The 14,133-nt window shown below is 66.8% G+C and carries 11 protein-coding genes and 1 pseudogene; 5 read left to right on the top strand and 7 right to left on the bottom strand.

Annotated elements, in window-relative coordinates:
- Positions 1-14: 14 nt before the first annotated feature.
- Together mgtE and TSB10GB4_RS12005 are read right to left on the bottom strand one after the other, a co-directional pair.
- Positions 15-1,397 (bottom strand): magnesium transporter, encoded by a 1,383-nt coding sequence (gene mgtE / locus TSB10GB4_RS12000; RefSeq protein ID WP_186395947.1) that lies wholly within the window; start codon positions 1,395-1,397, stop codon positions 15-17.
- 771 nt (positions 1,398-2,168) lie between these two features.
- Positions 2,169-2,576: a helix-turn-helix domain-containing protein gene (locus TSB10GB4_RS12005; protein ID WP_186387807.1), complete on the bottom strand. Its 408-nt coding sequence runs from the start codon at positions 2,574-2,576 to the stop codon at positions 2,169-2,171.
- Between the two features lie 267 nt (positions 2,577-2,843).
- Between TSB10GB4_RS12005 and TSB10GB4_RS12010 the strand changes: the two genes are divergently transcribed.
- Positions 2,844-3,587: an alpha/beta hydrolase gene (locus TSB10GB4_RS12010; protein WP_186387806.1), complete on the top strand. Its 744-nt coding sequence runs from the start codon at positions 2,844-2,846 to the stop codon at positions 3,585-3,587.
- Between the two features lie 213 nt (positions 3,588-3,800).
- On the opposite strand, the gene TSB10GB4_RS12015 is transcribed toward TSB10GB4_RS12010, so the two are convergent.
- Together TSB10GB4_RS12015 and TSB10GB4_RS12020 are read right to left on the bottom strand one after the other, a co-directional pair.
- Positions 3,801-5,051 carry a DUF5996 family protein gene (locus TSB10GB4_RS12015; protein WP_186395948.1) on the bottom strand — a complete coding sequence of 417 codons (1,251 nt, stop codon included), beginning with the start codon at positions 5,049-5,051 and terminating at the stop codon, positions 3,801-3,803.
- Between the two features lie 26 nt (positions 5,052-5,077).
- Complete coding sequence (locus tag TSB10GB4_RS12020; protein ID WP_186396043.1) at positions 5,078-6,013, bottom strand: pirin family protein; 936 nt, start codon at positions 6,011-6,013, stop codon at positions 5,078-5,080.
- A gap of 341 nt (positions 6,014-6,354) precedes the next feature.
- On the opposite strand from TSB10GB4_RS12020, the gene TSB10GB4_RS12025 reads away from it, so the two are divergent.
- The 3 genes and pseudogenes from TSB10GB4_RS12025 to TSB10GB4_RS12035 all read left to right on the top strand — a co-directional run bounded on the left by TSB10GB4_RS12025 (position 6,355) and on the right by TSB10GB4_RS12035 (position 10,240).
- The gene (locus TSB10GB4_RS12025; protein WP_186395949.1) at positions 6,355-7,008 is read left to right on the top strand and encodes a hydrolase; all 654 of its coding nucleotides are present in this window, start codon (positions 6,355-6,357) and stop codon (positions 7,006-7,008) included.
- Positions 7,009-7,179: 171 nt separating this feature from the next.
- A pseudogene (locus TSB10GB4_RS12030) lies at positions 7,180-8,834 on the top strand (acetolactate synthase large subunit).
- A gap of 23 nt (positions 8,835-8,857) precedes the next feature.
- Entirely contained in the window at positions 8,858-10,240 is a 1,383-nt protein-coding gene (locus TSB10GB4_RS12035) for an aldehyde dehydrogenase family protein (protein ID WP_186395950.1), read from the top strand.
- A gap of 40 nt (positions 10,241-10,280) precedes the next feature.
- Here the strand turns inward: TSB10GB4_RS12035 and TSB10GB4_RS12040 are convergent, their stop codons facing one another.
- Positions 10,281-10,892, bottom strand: coding sequence for a TetR-like C-terminal domain-containing protein (locus tag TSB10GB4_RS12040; RefSeq protein WP_186395951.1), 612 nt, complete (start codon positions 10,890-10,892; stop codon positions 10,281-10,283).
- A gap of 250 nt (positions 10,893-11,142) precedes the next feature.
- Between TSB10GB4_RS12040 and TSB10GB4_RS12045 the strand changes: the two genes are divergently transcribed.
- Positions 11,143-12,054, top strand: coding sequence for an AraC family transcriptional regulator (locus TSB10GB4_RS12045; RefSeq protein WP_186395952.1), 912 nt, complete (start codon positions 11,143-11,145; stop codon positions 12,052-12,054).
- Positions 12,055-12,090: 36 nt separating this feature from the next.
- Here the strand turns inward: TSB10GB4_RS12045 and TSB10GB4_RS12050 are convergent, their stop codons facing one another.
- Entirely contained in the window at positions 12,091-13,119 is a 1,029-nt protein-coding gene (locus tag TSB10GB4_RS12050) for a homoserine dehydrogenase (protein WP_186395953.1), read from the bottom strand.
- 177 nt (positions 13,120-13,296) lie between these two features.
- Positions 13,297-14,127 carry an alpha/beta fold hydrolase gene (locus TSB10GB4_RS12055; RefSeq protein WP_186395954.1) on the bottom strand — a complete coding sequence of 277 codons (831 nt, stop codon included), beginning with the start codon at positions 14,125-14,127 and terminating at the stop codon, positions 13,297-13,299.
- Positions 14,128-14,133 lie beyond the last annotated feature (6 nt).

Raw genomic sequence — 14,133 nt, forward strand, 5'->3', positions numbered from 1 at the left:
GGCAACGGGCAGGCCTATCCGGCGATCAGCAGATGCCCGAGCAAGGCATAGGCAAGGCCGAAATAGATGAACACCCCGAGCAGATCCATGATCGAGGTGATCATCGGCGAGCTCAGCGTCGCCGGATCGGTGCCGATGCGGCGCGCGGCGAACGGCAGCAGCGCGCCGATCAGGCCGCCGAGCACCGTGCAGATCGCCATGGACAGGCCGACGACCAGCAGAACATCGCCGCCGACGCCCTTGCTGAAGAAGGCCAGCACCGCCTCCAGCAGGGCGATGACCACGCCGAGCGTCAGCACCACCGGGATCTCCCGCCGGATCACGAACCAGACATCGCGCCAGCGCAGCTTGAGATCGCCGAGCGCCATCGCCCGGATGACCAGCGTCGCCGACTGGCTGCCGGTGTTGCCGCCCATGTCGACGATCGGCGCGATGAAGGCGGCGAGAACGATGACCTGGCTCAACATCTCCTCCTGCGCCGCGACGAAGGTGCTGGTGACGACGCCGAACACCGTCAGCATGATCAGCCAGAACGAGCGCACCTTGAACATCTGCACGAAGCTGGAGGAGCGCAGGTCGAGGTCCGGCCCGCCGCCCGGCGCGACGTTGCCGCCGAACTGCATCACCCGCCGACCGCGCTGGGCCTCGGCGACATCCATCGCATCGTCGACGGTGACGATGCCGACCAGCGCATCGCCGCCATTGGTGATCGGCAGCGCCAGCAGGTCGTAGTCGGCGATCTTCTGCGCCACCTCGTCGCGCTTGTCCCCGACCCGCGCGAAGATGACGCGTTTACGCATGATGTCGGCGACCTGCACCTCGTCGCGGGCGATCAAGAGGTCGCGCAGGGAGACGACGCCGACGAGACGGCGCGCGTCGTCGACCACATAGGCCTCGTAGATGGTCTCCTTGTCGGGCGCCTCGTGACGCAGCCGGTCGATCGCCTCGCGCGCGGTGAGGCCGGGCGCCAGCAGCGCATAGTCCGAGGTCATGATCGAGCCGGCCGTGCCTTCCGGATAGGAGGCGAGCCGGCGGATGTCCTCGCGTTCGGCATGGGCGATGCCCGGCAGCAGCGCCTGCTGCTGCTCCGGCGTCAGCCGGTTGAACAGGTCGGCCCGCTCGTCATGCGACATGGCGGTGACGAGGCGCGCCAGGTCGGGGCGGGACAGCCTGCCGGCGATGGCAACCTGGAGCGCGGGCTGGAAATAGCCGAAGACCTCGGCCTCGCGGCGCTCGGGCAGCAGCAGCAGGATGGAGGCGATCTCGCCGGGAGCCAGCTCGCCGACATCGGCAGCGATATCGGCGGGATGGCGGTCGGCGAGCGCGGCCTTGATCGAGGCAAGGTCGTTGCGGGCAAGATAATCGCGGAAGGCCGCGGCGGTGATGATGGCGGTCATGGGTCTGAACTCCGTCGGTCGGGGCGCCGGCGACGGAGGACCCGCCCTCATCGATGGGGCTGGACCGGGCGCCGGCAGGCTGTCTGGGGATGTCTTTGGGAAACGACGGCCACGGGGCGCGATGCCCCCGCGGCCGTGCGACTAGATCCGTCTTCCATGTTCGATCTTCCTGAAGGGTCAGGCCGCCCGAAGGCTGCCGGTTTTGAGACTTAGTCGTGTTATGTGACAAATCGACAATCGGGCACACGGCGCAGGGCCGGCGGAGTCGGAATCGGTGGCGGCATTCTCCTCCAGCGACCAGCCACAGCGGAGCCCTCCGGTCGCGCCATCGGCGGACCAACGGCATGCCAGCCGGCGGTCCGGCAAGGACCGCGCGGAGACGCGCAGTCCTGTGAGAAAGACCGTTCCTGTGAGGAAGAATGTTCTTGCGAGGAAGAACGTTCTTGTGAGGAAGACAGTGGTCTTCATGGCTCACCTCCTTCGACCCCTCGCGGCGGGGGAGGAGGTGAACGGGAGCCGGCCCTTAAGCCCGAGCGCCGCTCACCCGGCCCTGGCCGGGAGCGATCATCGCTGTACGGAGTGGCGCCCGATGACGGACGCCACGACTAGGGTAGCTGTCCATGGTTCTCTCGATTGACAAAGAGGCCCGCAGCGCGAACCGGCGCGGACGCGAAACAGATAACCTCCCGCGGCGGGCGGATCAAGCCCGCAGGGCACCGTCCGGCTTTCAGGGGCTTGCACCCCCGGTTCCGGCGCAATCATCAGTCCGCGCTAGCCGCCGGCGGCTGCATCGAACCGCTGGCGAGACTGCTCGATCTCCTGCCAGTTGTCCCTGATCCAGTCGGTGAACCCTTCAAGCGCCGGGAGCATCGTCCGGCCCATTGGCGTCAATTGGTATTCGACGCGCGGGGGAACCTCGGCAAAGTAATGGCGCAGGACAAGGCCGTCCCGCTGAAGGTTTCGCAGCGTCAGGGTGAGCATGCGCTGCGAAATTTTCGGGATCCCGTTCCTGATTTCGGAGAAACGCAGAGGCCTCTCCGGCTCCAGCGCGAGAATGCTGACGACGAGGATCGTCCACTTGTCCCCCAGCCGCGCCAGGATGTTGTTCGGCGCGCAGGGCGTGAAGACCGGTCCTTTCTTCGTTTCCGTGTAGGGCCTGCCGTGGATCAGCTTCTCCATGAGTTATCTCCTGGTCACCGGCTTACAGATATGTGCCGTCTTGCGCGCTTCTTATAGCAGTGCCATTTCATAACCATCAATGGTTACCGAAAGGAACGATCGATGGCGAGGGTTGGCCCGGCCGGCTGCCGAACCGGTCCGCAGAGCCCGCGCGACCTTGGCAACCTGGCCGCGGGACAGGGCACCACGCTGCATGGGCCGCCGGCCGTCTGTCCTTCAACGTGAGCAACAGCAGAGATCCCGAACATGGCTCCTCTAAAAGCTCTCATGCTTTCCTGCGCCCTCACTCTCGGTGCATTGACCGCGCAATCGGGCGCGGCGCTCGCCGATGTGAAGAACATCGTTCTCGTGCATGGCGCGAATGTCGACGGCAGCACCTGGCGCGGCGTCTACAACCGTCTCACGGCGGAAGACTACAAAGTCACGATCGCGCAGATGCCGCTGACCTCCACTGAGGACGACATTGCCGCAGTCCAGCGGATTGTCGACAGTCAGGACGGCCCGATGCTGCTGGTGGGGCATTCTTACGGCGGCATGGTGATCAGCGAAGTCGGCGGCGACCCGAACGTCAAGGGCCTCGTCTATGTCGCGGCGTTCCAACCCGACGCCGGCGAAAGCGGCGTGGCCCTGATGGCCTCGGTTCCGACCGAGTTCACGCCCGACAAGCTCAGGATCTTCGACGACGGTCACTACCTGGTCGATGAAGACACCTTCGTCGCCATCGTCGGAAACGGCTTGTCCAGGGACGACGCGATCTACGTGGCAAGGTCGCAGGCGGCATCGAACACTGCGATCCTCAACTACCAGGCTCGCGTCGCGGCTTGGAACGAGAAGCCGAGCTGGTCGGCCATCGCGACCCTCGACCGGACCATTGCACCCGGCCTGCAGCGTCAGATGTCCGAGCGGGCCGGTTCCACCATCGTCGATATCGAGAACGGTCACATGCTGCCGATGACGAGCCCGGACGAGGTGGCCGACCTCATCCGGCAGGCCGCCAGGGCAGTCGAATAGGGCGATTTACCGCACGGGCCGGGCGAACCGGTCCGTGCGCTTTTCCCGGTGCCCCGCCTTGTTGCCAGCCCGATTCCCGGGCCGATGTCCGGTGGCGCGTTGCGAGGCCATGAATGCGTGAGTGCTCTCGTTTGGCCCCCGGCGACGGTCCGGGGACCGACAGGGCGGCGGATCAAGGTGCCGGGAAGCGATGTCACGCTCCGCCGCCCCCTCTCACGATCGGCGCACCACGTCCTGCCATTCCGGGTGCCGTGCGATCTGCGCCTTGGCGAAGGGGCAGAGCGGCAGGATGGCGACCCCTTCGCGGCGGGCGTCCTCGATCGCCTGGCGCACCAGCCGCTCGCCGACCTTGCGGCCGCGCAGCGCCGCCGGCACCTCGGTGTGGTCGATGATGATCATCCCGGCGCCGGCCCGGCTGTAGGTCATCTCGGCCTCGACGCCGTCGACGACGAGGCGGTAGCGTCCCTTCGACGCGCCCTCCTCCCGCTCGACCTGTTCATCGCCCGCCGCAGGCGCAATCCCCGCCCCCGCCGCGTCGGGGGCCCGCACCTGTCGCGGCTGCCCATGCGCGCATTCCAGGAGATCGCGGTCCCAGCCGCCGAGATCGGCCGCTGCCTCGTAGGTCGAGACCAGGAACGCCAACAGGGCTTCGTCGGGATCGGCCAGGGACTGCACGGCCTCGTAGGGCAGGACGAATTCCGACAGTTCGTCGTGCCAGAAGGCGGCATCGGGCTGCACGGCCGCAGCGCGGTAACCGCCGGGCGCCGGGTAGGCATAGGCATAGAAGGCCGGATAGTCGATGCCGCCGCCGCCCGGCCAGAAACCCACTGACGAGACCTCGCGGTCGTAAGCCTCCTGCGCGACGTCATCCGGCAAGGCCGGGACGCCGCCGGGATGGAGCGGCGCGCGGCGCCCCGAAAAGCGGGTAACCGCCAGGTCGAAGCTGCCCCAGAAAAGATGAACCGGGCTGGACTTGCCGAGAAAGGACGTGCGGAACCGGTTGAAGACCCTGTCGACCGCCAGCAAGGCCTGATGGAAGCGCTGCACGGCTTCGCCGTCATAGGGCCGGTCGCGGTCGTCCTCGGCGAAGGGAACCGGGAACGGCACCTCGTTCGGGCGGCCGTTGAAGGTCGGGGTGCCGCCGAGCTCCGAAATCAGGCGCACGAAGCTCGCGTGGAAGGCCGCGACCGTGGTCGGCCCGAGATCGAACGCCGCCGTGTGGCCGTTGCCGCAGGTGCCAACGACCTTGTGCTTGCGAAGGTCGAACAGGATTTCGATGCCCGGCCCATCCGGGATGGGCGACGTGGCCAGACCGGTCGGCGTGACATAGAAGGTCGCGTTCCAGGAGTGATTGAGCCACGGCGTATGCGCCAGCCGGTATTTGCCGGCGATCTGGAGATAGAGATGCAAGGCTGAACAGGTTTCACGCCAACTGAGGTAGTCGAGGTGGGGCCAGGTGGTCATGTCTCGTTGCTCCAGGCTGGATCCGGTCAGTCCGGAAGGGGGATGTGCTCGTTCCGGTCGCCGGCGGGCAGATCGAAGCGTCCCTTGCCCCAGTTCGCAGTGCGCCATTCGGCCTTGGCTGCCTCGATGCGCTCCTGCGAGGAGGCGACGAAATTCCACCAGATGTAGCGGGGGCCGTTGAAGGTCGCGCCGCCGAGGATCATCAGCCGCGCGCCCTCGCCTCCGGCGGCCACGGTGATAGGGTCGCCGGGGCGGAAGACCATCATCCGGCCGGCCTCGAAGTCCCGTCCGGCCACCGAGATCGAGCCTTCGACGATGTAGATGCCGCGGTCCTCGTGGTTGTCCGGCATCGGCAGCCGGCTTCCCGGCTCAAGCGTCACATCGGCGTAGAACGTCTCGGACAGCATCGTCGCGGGCGCGGTCTTGCCGTAGGCGTTTCCGAGAATGAGCCGAACGGTGACACCGCGATCCTCGATGACGGGCAGGGTCTCCTTGCCGTGATGCTCGAAGCTGGGCGCCACATCCTCATGGCTGTCCGGCAGGGCCAGCCAGGTCTGGATTCCGAACAGGCTGTTCGGACCGCTCCGCGCCGTCGCGGATGTGCGCTCCGAATGGGTGACGCCGCGCCCGGCCACCATCCAGTTCAACGCGCCGGGGCTGATGATCTGGTCGGCGCCGGTGCTGTCGCGGTGATGGAAATCGCCCTTGAACAGGTAGGTCACCGTGCCGAGACCGATATGCGGATGCGGCCGGACATCGACACCCTGGCCGGTCAGCAACTCGGCCGGTCCGGCCTGATCGAAGAAGATGAAGGGCCCGACCATCTGCCGCTTCGGCGCGGGCAGGGCGCGCCGGACCTCGAAGCCGCCAAGGTCGCGCGAGCGCGGGACGATCAGGGTCTCGATCGCATCGATGCCGACCTCGTCCGGACAGCCCGGTTCGATTGATGGGTTCCAGCTCATATGCGTCATCCTTTTGTCTTCGGATCTGTCTTGAGACCTGTCTTGGGATCGCCCGATCCCGCCGGGCGGTCGTCGCAGCCGGCGGCCGCACGCCTGCGATGTCCGTTCGGCTTTCCCCACCCGCCGCAGGGTCTGGCGGCCAGGCACTCCGGCCGGCGGATCCGCCGAAATTCGCTCGCACCCTTTCCGAGAAACCGAACGACCTCAAGCCTGCGCGTCGCGGCGCGCCGGAAAGGGCGCAAGAACGGCACCAGGGCGGCATGTCCTGCACCGCAGAGCGCGGGCGCATTCGCTACTTACCGGCAGTCAATGAGCACTTCCCCCAGACTCAGGAGACTGACATGACCTTTCGCAACGGCCTTGCCTCGCTTCTCCGCCCCGAGGATTCGGTGCTGGTCCTGATCGACCATCAGCCCTACCAGCTGGCGAACCTGAACAGCCACGACCCGCATATGGTGGTCAACAACACAACCGGCCTCGCCAAGGCGGCCAAGGTGTTCGCTGTCCCGACCATCCTGACCAGCGTTGTCGCCGACCGCGGCGGAAAGCTGTTCCCCTCGATCACCGACGTGTTCCCGGGCCAGGAGGTGATCGACCGGACGCTGATCAACACTTGGGAAGACAAGCCGACCGTCGATGCGGTCAAGGCGACCGGCCGCAAGCAGTTGATCATCGCCGGCTTGTGGACCGAGGTCTGCGTCGCCATGCCCGCCATCCAGGCGGCCGGCGAAGGCTGGGACGTGACCGTTGTCACCGATGCGTCGGGGGGCACCTCGCTCGAGGCGCACCAGGTCGCAATCCAGCGTATGATTGCGGCCGGCGTCAATATGATGACGTGGCTGGCCGTGGCGTCCGAATGGCAGCGCGACTGGGCGCGGGCCGAAACGGCGGAAGCGCTCAACGAGGCGATCGGGTCGCACACCTACGGCAGCGGCATTGCCTATCTCTGGGAGCAGCAGCTGCTCAACACGCCGGTGCCGAAGCCGGCGGGCTGATCGGCCTGGATGGCGAGGCGAGCCGCGGGGCCGTCCTCGAACCGGCTTGGCCTCGTCATCCAAGGCGCTTGCTTGGAGCCGGCCCGAGCGCGGAACGATGGCGGCACTTGCGCGTACCCCTGTAGGATCGCCGTGCGTTCCATCGAAACCGTCAACACAAGGCTCTAGACCATGCCCAAAGGATCGGACCTTTTTGTTGCCGCACTGGAGAACGAGGGCGTCGACCGCGTCTTCGGAGTGCCGGGCGAAGAGAATCTCGACCTCCTGGAGGCCTTGCGAACCTCCGGTATCGAACTGGTCCTGACCCGTCATGAGCAAGCCGCGGCCTTCATGGCCGCGACGCATGGACGGCTGACGGGCAGGCCCGGCGTCTGCCTGGCCACGCTCGGCCCCGGCGCGCTGAACCTCGCCACCGGTGCGGCCTATGCGCATCTCGGGGCGATGCCGATGATCCTCATTACCGGCCAGAAGCCGATCATGAGCGCCAAGCAGGCCCGCTTTCAGATCGTCGATATCGTGGCATCTATGAAGCCGCTGACCAAGATGACGCGGCAGATCGTCAGCGCGGCCGCGATACCCTCGACCGTGCGCGACGCGTTTCGCGTCGCGACGGAGGAGCGTCCCGGGCCGGTGCATCTGGAACTCCCCGAGGACGTCGCGGCCGAGGAGGTCGAGACCGCCTCCGTCATTCCGGTGCATACCGCGGAGCGGCCGGTCGCCTCGGCCCGTCGCTCGACGACGCGGCGCGGATGATCCTTGCCGCCAAGCGGCCGCTGGTGATGATCGGCGCGTCGGGCAATAGGCCTGCGCTGGTCGAGACGCTGTCAAGCTTCGTGGCGCGTACCCGATTGCCATTCTTCAACACGCAAATGGGCAAGGGCGCGGTCACCGGCGGCTCGAACCTCTATATGGGAACCGCGGCGCTGTCGGAGGGCGACTATGTCCACGAGGCCGTCGAGCGCGCCGACCTGATCATCGCCATCGGCCACGACACGGTCGAGAAGCCGCCCTTCCTGATGAAAAGCGCCGGCGGGCCGCGGGTCATCCATGTCGGCTACCAGTCCGCCACGGTCGAGCAGGTCTACCACCCGGACATCGAGGTGATCGGCGACATCGGCGCTGCCGTCGCGGGGCTTGCCGGGCGGCTCGAAGGAAAGCTGACGCCCGACGAGGGACTGCTCGACCTGCGCCAGCGTATCCTCGCCCGCCTCAATGACCGCGCCGAGGAAGACCGGTTCCCCGTCATACCCCAGCGCATCGTTCACGACGTTCGCAAGGTGATGCCGGAGGACGGCATCGTCTGCCTCGACAACGGCATGTACAAGATCTGGTTCGCACGCAACTACCGCACCCATGTCGCCAACACGCTGTTGCTCGACAATGCGCTCGCCACGATGGGCGCCGGCCTGCCCTCGGCGATGATGGCGGCCATGCTTCATCCGGGCCGCCGCGTCATGGCGGTCTGCGGCGACGGCGGCTTCATGATGAACTCGCAGGAAATGGAAACGGCGGTCCGCCTCGGCCTGAACCTCGTCCTCGTCATTCTCAACGACAGCGCCTACGGCATGATCCGCTGGAAGCAGGCGGTCGACGGGTTCCCGGATTTCGGCATGAGCTTCGGCAATCCCGACTTCGTGCGCTATGCCGAGGCCTATGGCGCGAAGGGATCGCGGGTTACGGCCGCCGCCGATCTGGTGCCGACGCTCGAGGCCGCGTTCGCCGGCGGCGGGGTCCATCTGGTCGATGTGCCGATCGACTATTCCGAAAACACGCGCGTGCTGGTCGACGAGTTGCGCAACCGCACGCCCGACGTGGAATGCGCCTGACTGCAGGCCGAGGAGCACCGTCCATGCTGACTGTCGTGCAAGCCTTCGATCGCACGCCGATCGCGGAGATCGAGACCGACGATGCCGCCGCGCTGGAGCGCAAGCTGCAGGCGGCCGATCGCGTCTTCAGGGATCGCGAGGGCTGGCTGAAGCCGCACCGGCGCATTGCCATCCTGCGCAAGCTGGCCGCCCTGATGGAGGGCAGGCGCGATCATCTGGCCATGCAGATCGCCCGCGAGGGCGGCAAGCCGCTGCCCGACGCCATCGTTGAGACCAGCCGCGCCATCGACGGGGTTCACAACGCCGCCGACGAGCTACGCAATTTCGCCGGCCGCGAAATCCCGATGGGCCTTTCTGCGGCCGCCGAAAACCGCTGGGCCTTCACCACCAAGGAGCCTATTGGTGTCGTCGCGGCGATTTCCGCCTTCAACCATCCGCTGAACCTGATCGTTCACCAGGTCGCGCCGGCCATCGCGGTCGGGTGTCCGGTCATCGTCAAGCCGGCGTCCACGACGCCGCTGTCCTGCCTCGAGTTGGTGGCGCTGGTTCGCGAGGCGGGCCTTCCCGAGCCGTGGTGCCAGACCTTCGTCACGGAAGACACCGCACTGGCCGAAAGGCTGGCGACCGACAGCCGTGTCGCCTTCTTCAGCTTCATCGGCTCTGCCCGGGTCGGCTGGTCCCTGCATTCCAAGCTCGCCCCCGGCACGCGCTCGGCGCTGGAGCATGGCGGCGCCGCGCCGGCCATCATCGACCGCAGCGCGGATCTCGACAGGGTCGTCGAGCCGATCGTCAAGGGCGGCTACTACCATGCCGGGCAGGTCTGCGTGTCGACGCAGCGCATCTTCGTCCATAGCGACATCGCCGACGCGTTCACGCAGCAGCTCGTCGCCCGCGTCGAGACATTGCGCTGCGCCGACCCCGCCCTCAAGGACACCGACGTCGGCCCGCTGATCCTGCCGCGCGAGGCCGACAGGGTCGGACAATGGATCGAGGACGCGGTCGAGGGCGGGGCCGTGCTTGCGACCGGCGGCAAGCGCCTGTCCGAGACGACCCTGCAGCCGGCGGTTCTGCTCGACCCCGCCGCCGATGCGAAGATGTCGACGCTGGAGGTTTTCGGTCCTGTCGTCGCCGTCTATCGCTACCGCGATCTCGACGAGGCGATCCGTCGGGCCAATGCGCTGCCGACCGCCTTCCAGGCGAGTATCTTCGCGCAGGACATCGATGTCGCGCTGCGCGCCGCCGACCGGCTCGATGCCTCGGCCGTGATGATCAACGATCCCACGGCGTTCCGCACCGACTGGATGCCCTTTGCCGGCCGCAGGGAATCTGGATACGGAACCGGTGGCATTCCCTACACGATGCGCGACATGACGCAGGAGAAGATGATCCTGATGCGCAGGAGCTGATCCCGTAGCGATGGACGTCCGCAGGGGCGAAGGCCCTGATTCAACAGGTCCTTAACGCGGCATGCAGGGCGTTGCCCAGCCTGTCGAGTTCAGCCCTTGAGAAGCTCTTCCCCCGGACGATCATGCGGGAGTAGAGGGGGGCAAAGAGAAGATCGAGCGCCAGCTCCCTGTCCATGTCCGCCCGCAGTTCGTTGCGGGCAATGGCACGGTCCAGCAGCCGATGTCCGAACTGTCGCCGCGCCTCGGCGATGCCGTGCAGCATCGCTGCCAATTCGTTCGATCGCAGACGTTCGGCAACCAGGTCGGGGATTATGCGGCGGACCAGAGGATGGCGCAGGACCGCGCGCGTCGCTCGAAGGTATTCTCTGATGTCCGCCTGCAGCGACCCCTGGTCGGTGGACCCCAACCGCATGACCTCGACACTTCGTATCGCCTCGCAGGCGAACTCCAGCTTCGATGGCCAGCGCCGGTATATCGCCGCCTTGCCTGCGCCCGCCCGTGCCGCCACCCGCTCCAGGCTTACCGCCGCAAAGCCGGTTTCTGCCCACTCCTCGAACAAGGCCCTGAACAGCGCCGTGGTCAGTTCGGGCCGGATGACCGCCGCCCCGGTCGGTTTCCGTCTTCTTGTTAGGTCGATACTCTTGCGTTCCATCCAGAAGTCCTCCACTGTGGATGGAACGGTAGCGTCTCAACCTGCGACTGAGAAGGGATTGAGACGAGCTTCGCCGGGGTGTTTCTAACTGATTTCGGGGGCGGGAGACAAAGAGCGCGGCGCTGCCTTTTGCACGCCGCCGAAACGAAGGTATTCGCTCTGACCCAATGCGTCTACCGGCCGGTCTGCACGGCGCGAAACCGGCCGCCGGCTCGACCTGGGAGGGCTGCGAGAGCATAGGAGACACAACGTGATCGCCCCTGCCTACTCGTCATTCGCCCAGTGGCACAGCAAGGGGCGACATGCGTCCTACTTGCGCACGATGAAATCTCCGGGCGCAATTCTCGACCTTCTTGAGGTCCAGCGCCCAGCCGGGGACATGTCCCGCCCGGCCCTGCCGGACATCGTCCTGATGGAGGACCTGCTTGGCTGCAGCCGTGTCCAGGGGGACCTCGGAGGAGGCCGCTTCGATATGACGACCGCGAAAGGCACGCTCGCCGTCGCCGCGCCGAACTTCGCGACCACGGTGATCAACGACGGCAGCCATCGGCTCCGCAGCCTGGCTTTCCCGGTGGCGCAATGGCAGTCCGTTCTGGAAGAAGCCGGCGACGGCCGCTGCTCGGTCGACACTACCCGCATGTACGGCCGCGTGTTCGAGTCTCCGACCATTCGGTCGGCGCTGCGGAACCTGTGGGCTCTGTGCCACGACGAGGGGGCACCGTCGCGGCTGCTGGCGCGGGCCGCAGGTTTGGAGATTCTGGCCGAGTTGTGCCGGTTGGGCGGAGCCCCGTTGACGACTGCAAAGGGCGGTCTTGCTCCGTGGGCGGAGCGGCGGTGCCTGGAGTTCATGCGGGCGCGGCTTTCGAAAGACATCAGCCTCGACGAACTGGCGGCCGAGGCGCGGCTCTCGCCGTTTCATTTCGCGCGTATGTTCAAGCAGAGCGTCGGCGTGCCACCACGGGTGTACCTGACCCGGCTGCGGATGGAGAAAGCCTGCGAACTCCTCGAGACGACGGACCTTCCGGTCACCGAGATCGCGCAGGAAGTGGGATATTCCTCGAACCAGGTGCTGGCCCGGGTGTTCATCAAGCATCGGCACATGAGCCCGTCCGACTATCGCCGGGCCGTTCGCGATCCGAGGGGGTCTGTCGCGCCACAGTGACTTCGAGGACGGCGGGAGCCTGCGCGGTCCTTCCCGTCATCGCTCTTCTCCCGAACCATGCGTGGCCCGCGCCGCTCTTGCCGTCAGGATGTATTCGAGATCCTTCAGCGCGGCGGCCGCGGTGGCGAGGGGCTCCGTGCCGGATCCGATCGCGATCGTCTCGCCCATCGCATCCGTGGTGATGCGGATCGCCTTGTTCTTTCCCGACACATGCGCGAGCGGATCGGTCATCGGGTAGGTCCGCACGCCGACGGCCGCCCGCGTCGCCCCGTCGCTCCGCACGAGGCTCCCGACGAGCTTTGGAACGAGACGCTGCGTTCGCCATGTCTCGATATCGCGCGCCGCGACCGACCCAATGCCCTCGACGGCCAGATCGTCCATCGTCAGGCCGGCATCGAGGCCGAAATTGGCGATGAGGACGAGCTTGCCGGCGGTGTCCCAACCCTCGGTGTCGTTGCGCGGGTCGGCTTCCGCGAAGCCGCCTGCCTGGGCGCGCGCCAGCGCCTCGTCGAAGCCGAGGGCCTCCGTCATCATCGCATCGAGCAGGTAGTTGGTGGTGGCGTTCAGGATGCCCTCGATTTCGAGCACCTCGCAGCCCTTCAGGCTGTGCTCTATGAGGTCGATCGTCGGCAGCGCGGCGGCAGCGGCGCCGCTGAGTTTCAGCATCGCTCCCGAGGAGCGCGCCAGGGCGCGCAGATCGGGTCCGCTGTGGACCAGCGCGCCCTTCGATATGACGATCGCGTCGCGTCCCGCCGAGAGAGCGGATCGGAGATAGGCAAGGCCCGGCCCTCCGGTTCGAAAATCGCTGGGACCGGCCTCGATCAGAATGTCGGCGCCGCTCGCCTCGATGAAGGCCGGGCCCGACAGGCCGGGCTCGAGCGCCTCAAGGCGCCCGGCTTCCAGTCCCTCCGGGTCGGCCAGACCGGCGCGCGACCCGCAGACGGCGACGAGGCGGATGTCGGCGTCATGAACCTGCCGGTAGCGCTCACGCCGGGCCAGGAGAAGAGTGGCCGTGGCGCGGCCCACGCCCCCGAAACCGGCAATCGCAACTCTGACGATCTTCATGATTTCAATGCCTTGTCTTCGAGGCTCAAGCCCGGGACCCTAACGTTTCGAACAGCGCCGGCCACTTTCCCGTTGCAGCCCGGCTCCATCCTCACGCCCGCGACGGCGAGCACGCGCCCGAGGCGTGCTTGCGGCGGCCGCGCAATCCGCGACTGCCGATCCCCTTGGCGAGCCGTCTCAGGCGCGGATGAAGGCCAGCATATCCGAGTTCACCACCTCCGGATGGGTGGCGAACAGGCCGTGAGACAGGCCGGGATAGGTCTTCAGCGTGCCGTCCCTGACGAGCCTGATCGCCTTGTGGGCCGAGTTCTCGATCGGCACGATCTGATCGTCCTCGCCGTGAATGATCATCACAGGAACGGTGATCGCCTTCAGGTCCTCGGTGAAGTCGGTTTCCGAAAACACTTCGATGCAGTCGTGATGCGCCTTGGCGCCGCCGCTCATGCCCTGGCGCCACCAATTGTCGATCAGGCCCTGGCTGACCTTCGCGCCCATCCGGTTGAAGCCATAGAACGGCCCGCTCGGCAGATCGCGATAGAACTGCGCCCGGTTTGCCTCCAGGGCGGAGCGCAGGCCGTCGAAGATCTCCATCGGAACGCCGTCCGGGTTGGCATCGGACCGGGCCATCACCGGCGGGATCGCCGCGATCAGAATGGCCTTGGCCACCCGGCCGCGCTCGGCCCGCGCCGCATAGCGCGTGACCTCGCCGCCGCCGGTCGAATGGCCGATATGGACCGCGTCGCGCAGATCGAGCGCCTTGGCGATCTCAGCCACGTCCGCGGCATATGTGTCCATGTCGTTGCCGGTGTCGGTCTGGTCGGACCGGCCATGGCCGCGCCGGTCATGCGCGATCACCCGATAGCCTTCGGACAGGAAGAACAGCATCTGGGCGTCCCAGTCGTCGGCGCTGAGCGGCCAGCCATGGTGAAACATGAGGGGCTGCGCGTCTTTCGGTCCCCAGTCCTTGTAGAACAGCGTCGTGCCGTCGGTCAGGGTGATGGTGGTCATGGCATG

The organism is Stappia sp. TSB10GB4 (assembly GCF_900185745.1).
Classification (GTDB): domain Bacteria; phylum Pseudomonadota; class Alphaproteobacteria; order Rhizobiales; family Stappiaceae; genus Stappia.

Bases quoted from the DNA above. Each gene is read 5' to 3' on its own strand.
- TSB10GB4_RS12035 (WP_186395950.1), top strand. From the start codon at position 8,858: ATGCTGACTGTCGTGCAAGCCTTCGATCGCACGCCGATCGCGGAGATC.
- TSB10GB4_RS12005 (WP_186387807.1), bottom strand. From the start codon at position 2,576: ATGGAGAAGCTGATCCACGGCAGGCCCTACACGGAAACGAAGAAAGGA.
- TSB10GB4_RS12020 (WP_186396043.1), bottom strand. From the start codon at position 6,013: ATGAGCTGGAACCCATCAATCGAACCGGGCTGTCCGGACGAGGTCGGC.
- mgtE (WP_186395947.1), bottom strand. From the start codon at position 1,397: ATGACCGCCATCATCACCGCCGCGGCCTTCCGCGATTATCTTGCCCGC.
- TSB10GB4_RS12050 (WP_186395953.1), bottom strand. From the start codon at position 13,119: ATGAAGATCGTCAGAGTTGCGATTGCCGGTTTCGGGGGCGTGGGCCGC.
- TSB10GB4_RS12040 (WP_186395951.1), bottom strand. From the start codon at position 10,892: ATGGAACGCAAGAGTATCGACCTAACAAGAAGACGGAAACCGACCGGG.
- TSB10GB4_RS12015 (WP_186395948.1), bottom strand. From the start codon at position 5,051: ATGACCACCTGGCCCCACCTCGACTACCTCAGTTGGCGTGAAACCTGT.
- TSB10GB4_RS12010 (WP_186387806.1), top strand. From the start codon at position 2,844: ATGCTTTCCTGCGCCCTCACTCTCGGTGCATTGACCGCGCAATCGGGC.
- TSB10GB4_RS12055 (WP_186395954.1), bottom strand. From the start codon at position 14,127: ATGACCACCATCACCCTGACCGACGGCACGACGCTGTTCTACAAGGAC.
- TSB10GB4_RS12025 (WP_186395949.1), top strand. From the start codon at position 6,355: ATGACCTTTCGCAACGGCCTTGCCTCGCTTCTCCGCCCCGAGGATTCG.